Annotated in this window: 22 protein-coding genes and 2 pseudogenes; 18 read left to right on the forward strand and 6 right to left on the reverse strand. The window is 38.2% G+C overall.

The window, feature by feature from the left end; all coding sequences use genetic code 11:
- Window positions 1-39 precede the first annotated feature (39 nt).
- The 17 genes and pseudogenes from FGL31_RS02180 to FGL31_RS02225 all read left to right on the forward strand — a co-directional run bounded on the left by FGL31_RS02180 (window position 40) and on the right by FGL31_RS02225 (window position 8,852).
- Window positions 40-1,389 (forward strand): cytochrome c oxidase subunit II, encoded by a 1,350-nt coding sequence (locus tag FGL31_RS02180; RefSeq protein ID WP_232046194.1) that lies wholly within the window; start codon window positions 40-42, stop codon window positions 1,387-1,389.
- A gap of 26 nt (window positions 1,390-1,415) precedes the next feature.
- Window positions 1,416-3,293, forward strand: a pseudogene (locus tag FGL31_RS02185) (cytochrome c oxidase subunit I).
- 49 nt (window positions 3,294-3,342) lie between these two features.
- Window positions 3,343-3,798: a hypothetical protein gene (locus FGL31_RS30235; protein ID WP_446677059.1), complete on the forward strand. Its 456-nt coding sequence runs from the start codon at window positions 3,343-3,345 to the stop codon at window positions 3,796-3,798.
- Between the two features lie 4 nt (window positions 3,799-3,802).
- Window positions 3,803-4,408 carry a COX15/CtaA family protein gene (locus tag FGL31_RS24300; protein ID WP_232047123.1) on the forward strand — a complete coding sequence of 202 codons (606 nt, stop codon included), beginning with the start codon at window positions 3,803-3,805 and terminating at the stop codon, window positions 4,406-4,408.
- A 16-nt stretch (window positions 4,409-4,424) separates the two neighbouring features.
- On the forward strand, window positions 4,425-4,607 hold the full coding sequence (locus FGL31_RS28705) for a hypothetical protein (RefSeq protein WP_317130947.1): 183 nt from the start codon (window positions 4,425-4,427) through the stop codon (window positions 4,605-4,607).
- 71 nt (window positions 4,608-4,678) lie between these two features.
- Window positions 4,679-5,057: pseudogene (locus FGL31_RS28710) on the forward strand (UbiA family prenyltransferase).
- Window positions 5,058-5,061: 4 nt separating this feature from the next.
- Window positions 5,062-5,337 carry a UbiA prenyltransferase family protein gene (locus tag FGL31_RS28715; RefSeq protein WP_317130948.1) on the forward strand — a complete coding sequence of 92 codons (276 nt, stop codon included), beginning with the start codon at window positions 5,062-5,064 and terminating at the stop codon, window positions 5,335-5,337.
- A 3-nt stretch (window positions 5,338-5,340) separates the two neighbouring features.
- Complete coding sequence (locus FGL31_RS02200; protein ID WP_232047196.1) at window positions 5,341-5,790, forward strand: hypothetical protein; 450 nt, start codon at window positions 5,341-5,343, stop codon at window positions 5,788-5,790.
- Entirely contained in the window at window positions 5,733-5,945 is a 213-nt protein-coding gene (locus FGL31_RS24305; protein WP_232046195.1) for a cytochrome c oxidase subunit 3, read from the forward strand. Before FGL31_RS02200 ends, FGL31_RS24305 begins: the two co-directional genes overlap by 58 nt.
- 9 nt (window positions 5,946-5,954) lie before the next feature.
- Entirely contained in the window at window positions 5,955-6,692 is a 738-nt protein-coding gene (locus tag FGL31_RS02205) for a cytochrome c oxidase subunit 3 (protein ID WP_099372745.1), read from the forward strand.
- Between the two features lie 28 nt (window positions 6,693-6,720).
- Window positions 6,721-7,098, forward strand: coding sequence for a cytochrome C oxidase subunit IV family protein (locus FGL31_RS02210; RefSeq protein ID WP_138089565.1), 378 nt, complete (start codon window positions 6,721-6,723; stop codon window positions 7,096-7,098).
- Window positions 7,099-7,109: 11 nt separating this feature from the next.
- Complete coding sequence (locus tag FGL31_RS02215) at window positions 7,110-7,709, forward strand: SCO family protein (protein ID WP_232046196.1); 600 nt, start codon at window positions 7,110-7,112, stop codon at window positions 7,707-7,709.
- Entirely contained in the window at window positions 7,696-7,869 is a 174-nt protein-coding gene (locus tag FGL31_RS24310) for a hypothetical protein (protein WP_232046197.1), read from the forward strand. Before FGL31_RS02215 ends, FGL31_RS24310 begins: the two co-directional genes overlap by 14 nt.
- On the forward strand, window positions 7,790-8,044 hold the full coding sequence (locus FGL31_RS24315; RefSeq protein WP_232047197.1) for a hypothetical protein: 255 nt from the start codon (window positions 7,790-7,792) through the stop codon (window positions 8,042-8,044). The genes FGL31_RS24310 and FGL31_RS24315 overlap by 80 nt, the downstream gene beginning before the upstream one ends.
- A complete protein-coding gene (locus FGL31_RS02220) occupies window positions 8,004-8,381 on the forward strand; it encodes a DUF420 domain-containing protein (protein WP_232046198.1) in 378 nt (125 codons plus the stop codon). Before FGL31_RS24315 ends, FGL31_RS02220 begins: the two co-directional genes overlap by 41 nt.
- Before the next feature lie 11 nt (window positions 8,382-8,392).
- Window positions 8,393-8,560 (forward strand): hypothetical protein, encoded by a 168-nt coding sequence (locus FGL31_RS24320; RefSeq protein ID WP_232046199.1) that lies wholly within the window; start codon window positions 8,393-8,395, stop codon window positions 8,558-8,560.
- The gene (locus FGL31_RS02225) at window positions 8,544-8,852 is read left to right on the forward strand and encodes a hypothetical protein (RefSeq protein WP_232046200.1); all 309 of its coding nucleotides are present in this window, start codon (window positions 8,544-8,546) and stop codon (window positions 8,850-8,852) included. Before FGL31_RS24320 ends, FGL31_RS02225 begins: the two co-directional genes overlap by 17 nt.
- 67 nt (window positions 8,853-8,919) lie before the next feature.
- On the opposite strand, the gene FGL31_RS02230 is transcribed toward FGL31_RS02225, so the two are convergent.
- A complete protein-coding gene (locus FGL31_RS02230; RefSeq protein ID WP_138089566.1) occupies window positions 8,920-9,315 on the reverse strand; it encodes a DoxX family protein in 396 nt (131 codons plus the stop codon).
- 203 nt (window positions 9,316-9,518) lie between these two features.
- Between FGL31_RS02230 and metG the strand changes: the two genes are divergently transcribed.
- A complete protein-coding gene (gene metG, locus FGL31_RS02235) occupies window positions 9,519-11,597 on the forward strand; it encodes a methionine--tRNA ligase (RefSeq protein WP_138089567.1) in 2,079 nt (692 codons plus the stop codon).
- Between the two features lie 342 nt (window positions 11,598-11,939).
- Here the strand turns inward: metG and brnQ are convergent, their stop codons facing one another.
- From brnQ to FGL31_RS02260, 5 genes are all read right to left on the reverse strand, one after another.
- Window positions 11,940-13,268, reverse strand: coding sequence for a branched-chain amino acid transport system II carrier protein (brnQ, locus tag FGL31_RS02240; protein WP_232046202.1), 1,329 nt, complete (start codon window positions 13,266-13,268; stop codon window positions 11,940-11,942).
- Entirely contained in the window at window positions 13,252-14,091 is an 840-nt protein-coding gene (gene folP, locus FGL31_RS02245; protein WP_138089569.1) for a dihydropteroate synthase, read from the reverse strand. Before folP ends, brnQ begins: the two co-directional genes overlap by 17 nt.
- A gap of 70 nt (window positions 14,092-14,161) precedes the next feature.
- Complete coding sequence (locus FGL31_RS02250) at window positions 14,162-14,641, reverse strand: DUF4920 domain-containing protein (protein ID WP_138089570.1); 480 nt, start codon at window positions 14,639-14,641, stop codon at window positions 14,162-14,164.
- Between the two features lie 2 nt (window positions 14,642-14,643).
- Window positions 14,644-15,225 (reverse strand): L-threonylcarbamoyladenylate synthase, encoded by a 582-nt coding sequence (locus tag FGL31_RS02255; protein WP_138089571.1) that lies wholly within the window; start codon window positions 15,223-15,225, stop codon window positions 14,644-14,646.
- Window positions 15,226-15,234: 9 nt separating this feature from the next.
- On the reverse strand, window positions 15,235-16,059 hold the full coding sequence (locus FGL31_RS02260; protein WP_171017523.1) for a 2,3,4,5-tetrahydropyridine-2,6-dicarboxylate N-succinyltransferase: 825 nt from the start codon (window positions 16,057-16,059) through the stop codon (window positions 15,235-15,237).
- Between the last annotated feature and the right edge of the window lie 4 nt (window positions 16,060-16,063).

Consider the following 16,063-nt stretch of genomic DNA (forward strand, 5'->3'; position numbering starts at 1 on the left):
GAGATTAAGTTGAAAAAACGTTCAAACGTGTTATAAGAGATGAAGTTTAAATTACATAACAGATTTAAGTCCTTATTTGGAGGCTTATTAGCTATTAACCTATTGTTTGCTGCTCCTGCGATGGCGAGCATCCAGGAACAAGCGGCTGATACGGCTCAGGTTGAGCAAGCAGCACCAGCTGCAACTGCAGATTCAACTGCAGCAGTTGCTCCTGCTGACTCTGCAGCAACAACTACCGCTGCTACAGATTCTGCAACTGTATCCGAATCAGGAAATACAGGAAGTACGGTAACTCCTGCTGCTACAACAACTAAAGAAGAAAAGAAAATTGATCCTCAAGTCTATAAAAACTTGACTTATTATATCCTTCTTTTCCTAGTATTATGTACTGTTGTTGCAGTAATCGGAAAAGTACAATCAATCTATGTATTGACTAAGAAAGTAAATGGTAAATACAATCCATTGGCAAACAATACGCTTCAAGCGATTCTATTGTTCGTCTTCCTAGTTGGTTTCTTGGGATTTGTATGGTACGGATATGCTGTATGGGGAAGTTGGTCTTGGAGACCAGCTGCAACTGAGCATGGTAAAGATATTGATAGAATGTTTATCATCACTACGGTGATTATTACTATAGTATTGGTATTGGTGCATATCGCATTGCTTACCTTTACCTACATCTATAGAATGCGTGCTAAACGTAAAGCATATTTCTACCCGCACAATGATGCAATCGAAAGATTATGGACTATCGTTCCAGCGGTTGTATTAACAATTTTAGTATTATTCGGTTTCTTTACATGGCGTTCAATTACGAACATTCCTGAGGAATTGAAAAAATCAGCTTTGCAAGTTGAAGTTTTGGGTGAGCAGTTTATGTGGACTGTTCGTTACCCAGGAACAGACGGTGAATTCGGAAAACGTAATTACAAATTAACAACTCCTTTAAACTCATACGGTATTGATTACAATGATAAAAATGCTTGGGATGATGTGAAAGGTGATGAAATTGTAATTCCAGTTAATAAACCAGTTCGTTTCCACATCTTATCAAAAGATATTATTCACTCTTTTTATATTCCTGATTTCCGCGTTCAAATCAATGCTGTACCAGGTATGACAAACTACTTTCAGTTTACTCCGACTATCACTACAGATGAAATGCGTGATAAAATGAATGACCCACAATACAACTTCGTAATGTTATGTGCGAAAATCTGTGGTGAATCTCACTATAACATGCAGAAAAATGTAAGAGTAGTTACTGAAGCTGAATACAAAGAGTGGTTAAGTAAACAAGCTAAATTCTTCACTGAAGATCTTCAAAAAGAGTTCGCTCAAAACGAAGGTACCGAGAAGAATGATCGTATTGCGGCTTCAATCAATTAAATATAACAGAGAATTTTAAATAGAATATGTCAACTACAGTTATATCGCACGACGCAGCTCATCACGGTTCTCATGATCACCATCATGAAACCTTCTTGACGAAGTATATCTTCAGCCAAGATCACAAGATGATTGCTAAGCAATTCTTGATCACTGGTATCATTATGGCAGTTTTCGCCATGATCCTTTCGATCTTATTCCGTATTCAATTAGCATGGCCTGACCACGAGTTTCCAATTCTTGAGGTTTTCCTAGGAAAATGGGCTGAAGGTGGTCGTATCAGACCAGACTTCTTCCTATCATTGGTTACTATCCACGGTACGATGATGGTTTTCTTCGTACTAACAGCAGGTCTTTCTGGTACATTTAGTAACTTATTGATCCCTTATCAATTAGGTGCACGTGATATGGCATCGCCATTGATGAACATGTTATCTTACTGGTTCTTCTTTGTTGCCTGTGTTATCATGATTGCATCTTTCTTCATTGAAAGTGGCCCTGCATCTGCTGGTTGGACCATCTATCCTCCACTATCCGCAGTGCCTAAAGCTATCGCAGGATCTGGTTTGGGTATGACGCTATGGTTAATTTCCATGACTTTATTTATCGCTTCACAGGTATTGGGTGGTGTAAACTACATCTCTACCGTATTGAACATGCGTACTAAAGGTATGGACTTATGGAAAATGCCTCTGACTATCTGGGCGTTCTTCTTAACTGCAATCGTAGGTTTATTATCCTTCCCAGTATTAGTTTCTGCAGTAGTATTATTATTCTTTGACCGTTCAGTAGGAACCTCATTCTATTTGTCAGACTTAGTTGTTCAAGGTACGATCCTTCCTAATGAAGGTGGTTCTCCAATCTTGTTCCAACACTTGTTCTGGTTCTTAGGTCACCCTGAGGTATATATCGTAGTTATGCCTGCATTAGGTTTAACTTCAGAAGTAATCTCTACAAACTCACGTAAACCAATCTTTGGTTACCATGCGATGGTTTACTCATTGGTAGGTATTACTGTATTATCTTTCATCGTTTGGGGTCACCACATGTTCGTAACAGGTATGAGTCCATTCTTGGGAGGTGTGTTTATGATCACCACGTTGATTATTGCGGTTCCATCTGCAGTAAAAGCCTTCAACTATATTGCAACATTATGGAGAGGTAACATCCGTTTCACTCCAGCGATGATGTTTGCAATCGGTATGGTTTCGTTCTTCGTATCAGGTGGTTTAACAGGATTATATTTAGGGTAATGCTGCGTTAGACATCAACTTACACGATACTTATTTCGTTGTTGCCCACTTCCACTTGGTAATGGGTTCTGCATCGATCTTCGGTATGTTGTGTGGTGTTTACCATTGGTATCCTAAAAATGTTCGGCCGTATGATGGATGAGCGTTTAGGTTACTTCCACTTCTGGTTGACATTTATCGGTGCTTACTTGGTATTCTTCCCAATGCACTTTATGGGTATTGACGGTGTTCCTCGTCGTTACTATGCATTCACTGAGTTCCCTTTCATGGAGAAATGGGTATCAGTTAACTTATTGATTACTTGGGCTGCAATTGTTTCAGCAATTGGTCAAGTAGCATTCTTGTGGAACTTCTTCGCTTCAATTTGGTGCGGAAAACGTGCTCCACAAAACCCTTGGAATTCAAATACTTTGGAGTGGACTACTCCAGTAGAACATATTCACGGAAACTGGCCAGGAGAAATCCCTACAGTATACCGTTGGCCTTATGATTACAGTAAGCCAGGAAATGATGCTGACTTTATTCCTCAAAGTACACCACTTTTCACAAACAATGAGCTCAAACTTATTGCATGACTGGGATGGAAATGAAGCGGGTATTGAAGCTCAAAAGGCTTACAATCGTGAGCATAACAGAGAAGAAGAAGGGTAGGTTCATACCTACCTCTCTTTATACTTTATAAATGTAAAAGGAGAGATCTATGTATCCAGCAGCTGAAAAGCGTTTTTTACGGATAAACAAGATCACGATTATCGTTCTTTTCTTTAGTAATAACGGCAGGAGGTATTGTCCGGAGTACAGGTTCAGGAATGGGCTGCCCGGATTGGCCGAAATGTTTTCAACAGAATTATACCGCCAACAGATGTTTCGCAATTGCCGCAAGGCTATGAACAACATTATGTGGAAGGTAAGAATCAAGAAGAATGAGCGTTTTGCAAAATTGATCGAAGCCTTTGGCTATTCACATCTAGCAGACCAAATTCGTCACGATGAAACCATCGTTGAACATGAGGAATTCAATGCCGCAAAAACTTGGACTGAATATATCAATCGTCTAACTGGAGTTTTAGCCGGTTTCTGTATGCTGTTTACAGCAATATATTCTTTTACTTATTGGAAAAAGAAAAAAAGCCATAGCAATATGGAGCGTTCTTAATCTTATTGTCGTTGTGATACAAGCCTGGTTAGGGTCAATCGTAGTCTCTACGAATCTTACCCCTTGGGTGATAACCATTCACATGCTATTAGCACTGGTAATTGTTTGTATAGCTATTCAAACATATTATTGGGCAATTAAACTGAGAAACAATCAGTTCCTGAAAAATACCGATAGAAGTTTCACGTGGATAACGTTGATATCTCTCGTAATATTAGTTGTTCAGGTTGTGTTTGGTACAGATGTTCGTGAGATTATCGATCATCTCAATCAACAAGGTGTTCAACGTAGTGAATGGATTGATTCCATTGGATTACCATATCATACTCACCGAATCCTTGCATACGTTACTTTAGCTCTAGTCGTATTCTTATACTTCAAGCTGAGGTCTTCTGTTCTGGTAAATACTGTTCAGTTTAAATATGCTAAGATTTCATTGATATTGGTTTGTATTCAAATGTTATCAGGGATTATTTTGGCAAGGTTTCATGTTCCCGCTGTAGCACAAACGGTTCACTTGGTTGTAGCAAGCTTATTGGTAGGAGCGCAATATTATCTATTGTTGATCCTAAATAAACCAGAAAGCGGATTAACTCCAAAAGCTGTTTAAGGGAAATATTTTGATTATGAAGGAATTTATTTCAGATTTTAACAAACTTGTCAAGCTGAGGCTTACGCTTACAGTTGTGTTCTCCGCATCGATATCATTTTTGATAGGTGCAACACAGCAAGGTGATATCATCTGGTTTAATTGGGCGTTATTGACCATCGGAGGGTTTTTTGGTAACCGGAGCAGCAAATGGATTTAATGAGATCATCGAACGTGATCTTGATAAATTGATGAAGCGTAACCGAAGACAGACCACTTCCAGCAGGAAGAATGACCACAGGACAAGCTTTAATATTAAGCGTGTTCATGGGTATTGCAGGAACGTTGATTCTCGTAGAATTGAATTTTATAGCAGGATTACTTTCTGTATTTTCAATCTTCCTATATGCGTTTGTCCTATACTCCATTAAAACAGAAATCTCCAATTGCAGTTTGGGTTGGAGCAATCCCAGGAGCATTGCCACCACTGATCGGATATTATGCCGCTTTCCAATCCGCAGGATTTGGATTAGCATACGCCGAAGTCAGTGAAGCAGCAGTTGTTATAACTCCGCTAGTATTATTCACCATCCAATTCTTTTGGCAGTTCCCACCATTTTTGGGCTATTGCTTGGGTAACGGACGAAGATTACAAAAGAGCAGGATTTAGGTTGTTGCCAACGACGAAAACGGATAAATTATCAGCATGGTTTATTTTTATCTCATGCGTATTGATGATCCCGGTTGGTTTTCTACCGATGTACTTTGGTATAGGAGGATTGGTCTTCACGCTATTATCGTTAGCTGGAGGATTGTTGTTCACCTGGTACGGATTTCAACACTTACAGAAAATGGAAGTAAGTACAGCAAAGAAGATAATGTTTACTTCATTTGCATATTTGCCCCTTACACAATTGGTGTTGTTGTTTGATTTTATACCTTTTAAATAAAAAATGGATTTACAGATTGCAATGGATAAGCAAGAGTTGTATAATGAAGAACTACTAAAATCAAGAAAAGCAAAGAAATTTAATCTTTGGCTTGGGATGATTGGTATGTTCATGATGTTTGCAGCTTTGACGAGTGGATTTATAGTGTATACTGCAAGTGGTGTAGATAAAGGGATAAAAACTATTTTACCTCAAGTATTCATCTACAGTACAGCAGTGATAGTTTTGAGCAGCATTACCATGCATTTAGCTTATAAAGCGGTAAAATCTGCCCAATTATCAAAACAGAAAACATTTTTTACTGATTACTATTGTATTAGGTATTGTGTTTTTCTTTTTACAAGTAGAAGCGTGGTCAGTATTGTTCAACAGAGGGATTACTTTTGTCAACAGCAATGCATCACAATCGTTCATATTACGTATTTACAGGCTTACACTTGGCCCACATCATAGCCGGAGTATTGGTGTTGGTTAGATGTTATATCGGAGCGTTGAAAAACATTCCCTTGGATAACAACATTTTCCGGATGGAACTTGCCTCTATATTCTGGCATTTTCTAGATCTATTATGGATATATATTTATGTTTTCTTACTTTTGAATCAATAACAGTAAACAATGAGTACAACAGTATCGCAATTGGATAAGGTAAAAGAAGGACCTTGGAGCGGAGGTAAATCACCTTGGAACCTAGAGTATGGTAAAATCATGATGTGGTTTTTCCTAGTATCAGATGCATTTACATTCTCTGCATTCTTGATTTATTATGGTGCTCAGAAATATGCACAGCCTACTTGGATTGATGCGGATAAAATCTTCCAATCTATCCCTGGTATCGCTGAATCTGGTCAACCACTAGTTTTCGTAGGTATCATGACCTTTATTTTGATTATGTCTTCCGTTACGATGGTACTTGCCGTTGAAGCAGGACATCGAAATTCTAAACATGAAGTCGTAAAATGGATGTTATGGACAATCTTAGGTGGTTTGATGTTCGTTGGATGTCAAGCAATCGAGTGGAGCCACTTACATCATCAAGGATTTTGGTTTGGTCGTAACCCTGCAACTGGTCTGACAGATCCAAACGCAATCGTAGAGGCACTTCAACCTTACTTTACTAAAGATATTTCTTATACAGCAGCGCTTCAATTCTCCAATTTGTTCTTTACCATTACTGGTTTCCACGGATTCCACGTATCAATTGGTATCCTATTGAACATTATTGTATTGTGCATGACTTTAAATAATACCTTCGAACACAGAGGATCTTATTTAATGATTGAAAAAGTTGGTTTGTATTGGCACTTTGTGGATTTAGTGTGGGTATTCGTATTTACATTCTTCTACTTAATCTAATTATTAAGAAATTTTAAAACTATCGAACATGAGTAATCACGATCATATAGAAGGCCACGATGCGCACGCGCATGGCGAAGGAATGGATAAAAAACGTATCTGGACCGTATTTTTTATTCTATTAGCTTTAACAGCATTAGAGTTCTTAATCGCTTTAGGTTTTGTTCATCACTGGGGAATCATCCAAAAAGGAACAGTATTGAACATCATTTATATTATCCTAACGTTAATTAAAGCATATTATATTGTTGCATTCTTTATGCACTTAAAATTTGAAAAATCAGGTTTTATTTTGACCGTAGGGATTGTCTTTATCTTCATTATCTATTTCATCGTATTGATGATGATAGAAGGTGGACACCTAAACGATTCTTTTACACATCAACCGATTTTTCCTCATAAATAAACATATATGAAATGAGTAAAAATACTCGTTCAAAGAATATATCAAAATTAATAATCCTGGCACTCGTTCTATTTGTGCCAGGTTTTTTATATATACTGGTCAATAAAATGGGCTCCAATGAGTACCTTAAACTGCCAGTATTCGGCGAAAAGAAGCTGTCTGGTGAAATGAGGCGCGTGATGGGGAGAGAAATCCCCGATACGATATTTCATCAATTAAAGCCAGTAGAATTCATCAACTACGACAATAAGCCAGTAACACTTTTGGGAAATGATAGCTCGGTATCGGTAGTACATCTTTTCTATACCAGAGATCAAGGATTGTCAAAGCAATTGGTTCATGATATGAGCGCAATCGCGACGCGATTTAAAGAAAATCCCAAAGTACAGCTGTTCTCAGTGTCTGTAGACCCTCATGATACAGCTGAAGATCTCAAAAAATTCATTGAACCTTACAAAAAAGGGATGAGCTCACATTGGTATGTCGTAAACAAACCCAGTGTCGACATCTTTGAATTTGCCCGATCTTCCATGTTGATCGAAGCCATGCCTGTTGAAGGGGATAGCACCAAAATTTATCATCAGCAATCAATTTGTATTGTTAGACTCTGAAAAGAGGATTAGAGGCTTTTATGATATCAGCCTTCGTTCAGAGTTGGATAGATTGGAAGATGAAATTAAAGTACAATTAGTTGAAGAGGTTAGAAATAACCCCATTAAAAGTAGAGAGGAAGTTAACAATGGCAATGACCGAAGAAGAAAAAAAATATAAAGGGATTATCTGGACATTATCGATAATTATCCCATTAGCCGTAGCTGCATTATTTGGAATTAATTTGCCAAAAATGGGATATGATGTAGAACCATTAAGTTTTTTTACCTCCCATTTATGCCACGATCAATGGTTTGACAGCAGTTTGTTTAGTTATTGCAGTCTCAGCTATTAAAAGAGGTAATGTTAAATTGCACGAAAACCTGATTAAATTGTGCATGGTCTTCTCTTCTCTATTTCTGATTATGTATGTGGGATATCACATGACTTCAGAATCAACAAAGTTTGGAGGAGAAGGAGCCATTCGATATGTGTATTATTTCATTCTTGTGACGCATATCATTTTATCCATCATTATTATTCCATTCGTATTATTTACTTTTGTTAGAGGGATAGCAGGAGCGTATGAACGCCACAAAAAGTTAGCAAGAATAACTTATCCGATGTGGTTATATGTTGCTGTAACAGGAGTGATCGTTTATTTAATGATTTCTCCGTATTACGCTCATTAATAAATGGAGATATGAAAAAAGTATGGATTTATCAGGCTGATCGTTTTTTCACACAACCTGAACTACAAGAAGCACAAGCAAAATTAGATGCCTTTATCGAGGAATGGACTGCCCATGGAAGTCAATTGGCAGGAAAAGCTGAGATTAAATACAATCTGTTTTGTGGTATTGACAGTTGATGAAGAGGTTGCTCAAGTCACAGGATGTTCAATAGATAAATCCGTTCGCATTCTTAAAGAATTGGAAGAACAGCTGAACATAGGTTTGTTCAATCGCACATTAATCTCTTATCGAGATAATGAAAATAACATCCAATTGGTTTCAAGAGATGTTTTCGAAGCGCTTTGTGAAGAAGGTGAAGTGAATTCGGATACCATTGTATTCAACAACCTAGCCCAAACGGAAGCCGATTATCAAAGCAAATGGGAAATTCCTTTGAAAGATAGTTGGCATGCAACTGTCTTCAAATAGAGCTGATAAAAATATAAAAACGAATGCCATTCTGTAACAGGATGGCATTCGCTTTTATTATAGACGACTATTTTTTATCGATACTTAATTTACCAGGACCCATCACAGCGAAAGCAATATAAACAACCATAAATTCGATTGCATGGGATGCTCCAGAAAGACCATCTCCTTTCGCTAAGTGGTTTGCGGTTGCAACAAACATCGTAATGGCCAATATTACAGCTGCCGGCCGAGTCCATAATCCTAACATCAATAACAATGATCCTACGGTTTCTGCTAATCCAGCTGAAAAACCAAACACTGTAGGCATAAAGTCTATACCAAGATTCTGCATAGATTTTCCAATTGCAGTCCATTTTTCCTGACCTCCCATTAATTTTGGTAAACCGTGAAATGCAATCATCGTCAAACCGAATCCAATCCGGATGATCAAAAGTCCTAAGTCAATTTTTGAATTTTTCATATCGTTTTATTAATAAGTTTAGATCAGCGAAAATAGATAATTCCGAAAAAGCAAAAATTACCATACATCAAGATGTGAAAAAAAATACATTTTTTTTAATTTTTTAAAAGGTTAATTCATGAAAATGTTCTAAGAAATAGCAGAATACTTCAATTTGCGTTATCTTTGTTCTCTAAGCTGAAAAAGCTCAATATTTTACATTAATTCTAGATCAATTGGATATATTCAGTAAACAACGTTATACGATTACATCGGCACTTCCGTATGCCAATGGTCCATTACATATAGGTCACCTTGCTGGTGCTTATATCCCAGGCGATATCTTCGTGCGATTTTTAAGACTAAACAATAAAGATGTTGTTTATGTATGTGGCTCGGATGAGCATGGAGCAGCTATCACTATTAAAGCAAAAAAAGAAGGAGTTACTCCCAAAGAAATTATTGATAAATACAATCAACAAATTAAAGATAGTTTTGAGCAATTCGGGATATCATTCAATATATATCACCGTACGTCAGAACCTATTCATCATCAACTTTCGCAAGAATTCTTCTTAAATCTTTATGAAAAAGGAGAATTTATCGAACGTTACTCCGAGCAATACTATGATGAAGAGTATCATCAATTCCTTGCTGATCGTTATATCGTAGGAACGTGTCCGCATTGCGGAAATGAAGGCGCTTATGGGGATCAATGTGAAAAATGTGGTACCTCATTAAACCCTACAGACCTAATCAATCCAAAATCAACCCTGAGCGGCAAAGCTCCTGTACTGAAAGAAACCAAACACTGGTACTTGCCTTTGGACAAATATCAACCTTGGTTGGAAAAATGGTTGATCGAAGGGAAAAAAGATGAATTGAAATCCAATGTATTTGGTCAATGTCAATCTTGGTTGAAGTCAGGATTGCAACCACGCTCTATGACTAGGGATTTAGATTGGGGAGTAGATGTTCCGTTGGAAGAAGCTGAAGGTAAAAAACTTTATGTATGGCTTGATGCCCCAATTGGTTATATCTCCGCAACAAAACAATGGGCAATTGATGAAGGTAAGGATTGGGAACACTATTGGAAACAACAAGCTAATCCTGATGACAACTCAACATTGATTCATTTTATTGGCAAGGATAATATCGTATTCCACTGTATTATTTTCCCAGCAATCCTACATGCACACGGAGATTATATTTTACCAGAAAATGTCCCAGCGAATGAATTCTTGAACTTAGAAGGTGATAAATTATCAACCTCCAGAAATCACGCTGTTTGGTTGCACGAATATTTGGAAGAATTCCCCGGCAAACAAGATGAATTGAGATACATGTTGACTTCAATTCTCCCTGAAACCTCTGACAGTGAGTTCACATGGAAGGATTTCCAAGCTAGAGTAAACAATGAATTGGTCGCTATCTTAGGGAACTTTATCAACAGAGTAATGGTGCTTTCTCATAAATATTTCGATGGCAAAGTATTATTGGGTTCTCCATTGACTGAGTCAGACCAAGAAGTATTGAAAGAATTAGCAACATTTCCGGGTTTGATCCAACAATCATTATCACAGTATAGATTCCGTGAAGCATTAGCACAATTTATGAATGCTGCACGTTTAGGAAATAAATACCTAGCCGATGAAGAGCCATGGAAGGTGATCAAGAACGATGAAGAACGAGTAAAAACAGTATTGTTCGTTGCTAGTCAAATCGTAGCCAACTTAGCCCTAATAGGTCAGCCATTTTTGCCGTTCAGTAGCACTAAGATTTTCGAAATGTTGAATCTATCAGCAAAAAACTGGGATGAAGCAGGAAAATCAGGTTTATTAGAATCTGGTCATCAGTTGGGCGAAACACAATTGCTATTCGAAAAAGTAACTGATGAACAAGTAGAATTTCAGTTGGCAAAACTGGCAAATGCAAAAGCTAGCAACGCTTTGGCAGCACCAAAAGCAGCTCAAAAAGCAAATGTCAATTTCGATGAGTTCATGAAAATGGATATCCGTGTTGGCCGTATCTTAACAGCGGAGAAAGTTGCCAAAACCAAGAAGTTATTAAAGCTGACCATCGACACCGGAATCGATAAAAGAACCGTAGTCTCAGGTATCGCAGAATATTTTACCCCAGAAGAAATCGTAGGTAAGCAAGTTTCAATCCTTGTTAATCTTGAACCACGAGAAATTAAAGGCATACAGTCTCAAGGAATGATCCTAATGGCCGAAGATGCAGATGGAAGACTCGATTTTGTAAGACCATCAACAGATATTTCAGCAGGTAGCATCGTAAGATAGATTACCTAATCAACAAAAAAAGATTCCCTCCGCAAAAACGGAGGGAATCTTTTTTATAATGGCGCTATAATAGTTTCACCCCTACAGGACAATGTCATTAAGTTAAGGGAATTTAACAAACATGCCACGCCGATGGCGTTGGTGTTTGTCGCGATTTTCATTTCTATAGATATGGCATGCCTACGGCATTTAAGATATATTTCATGCCTCCGGCATTTTACCCCGATGGGGTTAGTTCGCCGTGGCTGGTGTCACAACCTGCCACTGAAAACATTGCAGGACCCACCACTTGCCTTGGACGATTGGGCAACTGTCTACTATCTAATGTCTAATGTCTTATGTCTACTGTCTACTGTCTATCGTCTTCGGTCTATTTCCCCAAATCAGCAAACCTACCAAAAACAAAATTGCAGAAGGCACTACCCATCCCAGCTCATATTGAAAAAATGGAATATGATTCAGCGTACCAATTGTATCTGCGCTCAGAAGGTTCAATTGTTTGAATAAAGATAGCGTCGCAATAATGGTCGATCCGATCAATGCCAAAACATAGGGTTCTTTGCTTTTTACAAAAGGTCCAAAAAATACCGTGTACAACACCAACGTAATAACAATAGGATATACAAAAGTTAAAATGGGATAAGCAAAGGCTATAATGTTATCTACACCGGTGATCGATAATACACATGAAATAATACAACATACAGTTACCAATAATTTATAGCCAAGTTTTCCATGGGTTAGTTCAGAGAAGAATGATCCAACGGCAGAGGTCAGGGCTATTGCAGTCGTTAAGCAAGCCAAAGCAATGCTAACAGCAATCGCAATCGTACCAAAGGGACCCATAATAGCTCTGGAGATGAGGATCAATAATTCAGATCGCTTTATTGACAAATCTTCAACACCAGATGTTGCTCCTAGATAGATTAACCCACCGTAAATAATAAACAAACAAGACGCAGCTAGGATACCCGCTGAAATAACAACTTGGTTTTTGGATTTTACAGTAGTATATCCTTTGGAAATAGATGCAGTAATTATAATGCCCGCAAATATGACTGATGCTAAAACATCTAAGGTTTGATAGCCATCAACGAACCCTAGCGTAAAGGACTCCGCAGTATTGAGGGAGCTGTCACTATAATCTGCCATGGGTGAAAAAATACCCAAGGCTATAAGAGAAATCAATAAAACCAATAATAATGGGGTCAGGAAATTCCCAATAATATCCACAACTTTGGAAGGTGAAATGGTTAACAGCCAAGTTACGGCAAAGAAAACAATCGAAGTCCAGATGGGAGCCGAATTTGGGAATGAAGGCAATATGCCCACCTCAAAGGTTGTAGCAGCTGTTCTTGGAATGGCAATCAAGGGGCCGATACACAACATAATAACAGACCCCAAAACCGGGGACAGAAATTTGTTAATCCTAGAACCCAAGTCTTGAAACGATTCCCCTGAATTAACAACGGAAAGAATCCCAAAGAATGGAAGTAATATTCCAGTAAGTCCAAATGCAAGAATGGTTATCCACACGTGGTCTCCAATTTGAATTCCAATATATGGGGGTAGTAACAGGTTTCCAGCTCCAAAGAACATGGCAAATAAGGCGAATCCGATCGTAACGATATCTCTAGTTTTCTTCAAAATAATATTAGTAAAATATGTCAATTAATTGTTTGGCTTCCTTTACATCGTGGACCCTGAGGATTTGAACCCCTCTTTCCAGTAATAGCGTATTGAGTGCTATTGTTCCTGGCAGGACTTGATCAGGTTTTAAACCTATTTTTTTATAAAGCATAGATTTCCTTGAAATTCCTCCAAGGATTGGTAATCCAAAATAATGCAGTTCATTGACCCGCATTAGCAACTCGTAATTCTGGTCGATGGTCTTGGCAAAGCCATAACCAGGATCCAAGATGATGTCCCTTACACCTAGCTCCCTAAGCCTTGAAACATGATGACCTAAACTCTCAGCAACATCATTTACAACATCTTCATAGTCTGTCATTTGCTGCATGGTAGCAGGTGTGCCTCGCATATGCATAAGGATATAAGGAACTTGTAACCTTGCCACAGTTTCAAACATGTTCTCATCTAAAGTACCACCAGAAATGTCATTGATGATATGAACTCCCGCTTGAACGCATGATTCAGCAACATCTGCCCGAAATGTATCAATGGATAAAATAACATCGGGATAAGATTGATGGATGGCTTCGATAAAAGGTATAGCACGGTCCATTTCTTCTTGTGCCGAGATTTCCTGAGCACCAGGGCGGCTAGAATATGCTCCTATATCAATCATGTCTGCACCTTCGGATATTAGTTTTTCAGCATGTAACATGGCTGATTCTAGAGAACTGTGCTTTCCGCCGTCAAAAAATGAATCGGGCGTAAGATTCAGAATGGCCATGACTTTTGGCGTCTCAAAGGTCATAAGTTTGGAGCCTATCTTGATGCTTTGGCAAGAAACAGGTTGAAAAACCGACATGTATGTTAGATTAATAAAAAAAATAAGGCTGCAAATTTTATTTGCAGCCTCCAAAATAAGTTTTTTGTATCTACTTTACAACTAGAACACCATCAGCGACTAAAGAAATATCTTTTCGGGGCTTGTTGATTTTAGCAATTTCCTCTTTGCTCTTGCCCATATCTTCAGCATAATGCTTTTGCCATTCAACTGTTGTTTCCTTTACTTTAGCTTTTCCTTCCAAAACAACAGTTTTACCGATCAGGTCTTGAGGAACAAAGTATCCATAGTCAGTAAATCTTACCATGATAGGCTCTTTGTCAGCTTCTCTCTTTAAGGTCAAGAAGCAACCTTTTTTGGTACAAACCTGAACAACCTCACCTTCAACTTTTCCGTTGAAAGAATCTTTACCTTCAAGAGCCTTTTCTAATTGTTTTACAGAGATAGCTCCTTTTTTGTCAACTTTTTTTCCGTAAGTCACACCAGCTTTTGCCGGTTGAATCGATGACTGCGCATTGCTAATGGTTACAAAAGCAAAAACACAGATTAACATGGAGATAAACTTTTTCATATCTATTTTCTTATAAATTCGAATTTACCACTTGGGTCTAATTTCATGATGGTGGATGCAGTGCCATTGGCAAGCTCTTGCTGCCCGAATTTCACCACATAATCAACACCATTTATTATTTCTTCTGAAATTTCAGAGAAATTCCTTGCCGAAGGATCTCCGCTGATGTTTGCCGATGTAGAAACAATTGGCTTGCGGAATCTTTGTAATAGCTGCTCACAAAATGGATGATTTACAATCCGAATACCAATAGATCCATCGTCAGCAACCACGTTCTCAGCTAAGTTCTTTGCATTTGAATAAATAATGGTGAGCGGTTTATCAGTGGCCTCGATCAATTCATAGGCTACTTCAGGAACCTCTCGAACATAACTGCTCAATTGGTTGTCATTGCCCAATAAAATAATCATGCTCTTCCCTTTATCACGACCTTTTAAAGCAAAGATTTTCTCTACAGCATCGGGATTGGTTGCATCGCAGCCTATACCCCAAATCGTATCCGTAGGATATAAAATCAATCCACCTGACCGCAGTGTCTCCAAAGAACTGTTGATGTCTTCTTTATCTATAAATGGCCTGTGCATGATCTATTACTAAACAGCAACATTGTGGTCACGAAGCGCATCATTCAATGATGTCTTCTTATCTGTCGATTCCTTGCGTTGGCCAATAATCAATGCACATGGTACTTGATATTCTCCTGCAGGGAATTTTTTGGTGTATGATCCTGGGATAACAACTGATCTAGAAGGTACAAAACCTTTGTATTCAATAGGCTCAAAACCTGATACATCAATAATTTTTGTAGATGCTGTCAATACAACATTAGCACCCAAAACCGCTTCTTCCTCAACACGAACTCCTTCAACAACAATAGCTCGGGAACCAACAAATACGTTGTCTTCGATAATAACTGGAGCAGCTTGAACTGGTTCCAAAACTCCGCCAAGACCAACACCACCACTTAAATGTACGTTTTTACCTACCTGAGCACATGAACCAACAGTAGCCCAAGTATCTACCATAGTGCCTTCACCAACATATGCACCAATATTTACGTAAGATGGCATCATAATAACGCCTTTTGCCAAATATGATCCATAACGAGCTGATGCACCTGGAACAACACGAACGCCTAATTCTTTGTAATTAGTCTTAAGCTTCATCTTGTCATGGTAAACAAAAGGGTCGTTCTTGATCACTTCCATGTTCCTAATTGGGAAGTATAGGATTACAGCTTTCTTAATCCAATCATTAACATACCAAGATTCACCTACTGGCTCTGCCACACGAAGCTCTCCTTTGTCCAAATGTTGGATTACAAACTCAATAGCCTCGTAATACTCTTTATATTCTAATAATTGTCTGTTCTCCCAAGCTTCTTCAACTAATTTCTTAAGGATTGTGGAATCTATCATGATA

The organism is Sphingobacterium daejeonense, assembly GCF_901472535.1.
In the GTDB taxonomy this organism is placed as follows: Bacteria; Bacteroidota; Bacteroidia; order Sphingobacteriales; family Sphingobacteriaceae; genus Sphingobacterium; species Sphingobacterium daejeonense.

Bases quoted from the DNA above. Each gene is read 5' to 3' on its own strand.
- FGL31_RS02180 (WP_232046194.1), top strand. From the start codon at position 40: ATGAAGTTTAAATTACATAACAGATTTAAGTCCTTATTTGGAGGCTTA.
- FGL31_RS30235 (WP_446677059.1), top strand. From the start codon at position 3,343: ATGTATCCAGCAGCTGAAAAGCGTTTTTTACGGATAAACAAGATCACG.
- FGL31_RS28705 (WP_317130947.1), top strand. From the start codon at position 4,425: ATGAAGGAATTTATTTCAGATTTTAACAAACTTGTCAAGCTGAGGCTT.
- FGL31_RS02200 (WP_232047196.1), top strand. From the start codon at position 5,341: ATGGATTTACAGATTGCAATGGATAAGCAAGAGTTGTATAATGAAGAA.
- FGL31_RS24305 (WP_232046195.1), top strand. From the start codon at position 5,733: ATGCATCACAATCGTTCATATTACGTATTTACAGGCTTACACTTGGCC.
- FGL31_RS02205 (WP_099372745.1), top strand. From the start codon at position 5,955: ATGAGTACAACAGTATCGCAATTGGATAAGGTAAAAGAAGGACCTTGG.
- FGL31_RS02210 (WP_138089565.1), top strand. From the start codon at position 6,721: ATGAGTAATCACGATCATATAGAAGGCCACGATGCGCACGCGCATGGC.
- FGL31_RS02215 (WP_232046196.1), top strand. From the start codon at position 7,110: ATGAGTAAAAATACTCGTTCAAAGAATATATCAAAATTAATAATCCTG.
- FGL31_RS24320 (WP_232046199.1), top strand. From the start codon at position 8,393: ATGAAAAAAGTATGGATTTATCAGGCTGATCGTTTTTTCACACAACCT.
- FGL31_RS02230 (WP_138089566.1), bottom strand. From the start codon at position 9,315: ATGAAAAATTCAAAAATTGACTTAGGACTTTTGATCATCCGGATTGGA.
- folP (WP_138089569.1), bottom strand. From the start codon at position 14,091: ATGTCGGTTTTTCAACCTGTTTCTTGCCAAAGCATCAAGATAGGCTCC.
- FGL31_RS02250 (WP_138089570.1), bottom strand. From the start codon at position 14,641: ATGAAAAAGTTTATCTCCATGTTAATCTGTGTTTTTGCTTTTGTAACC.
- FGL31_RS02255 (WP_138089571.1), bottom strand. From the start codon at position 15,225: ATGCACAGGCCATTTATAGATAAAGAAGACATCAACAGTTCTTTGGAG.
- FGL31_RS02260 (WP_171017523.1), bottom strand. From the start codon at position 16,059: ATGATAGATTCCACAATCCTTAAGAAATTAGTTGAAGAAGCTTGGGAG.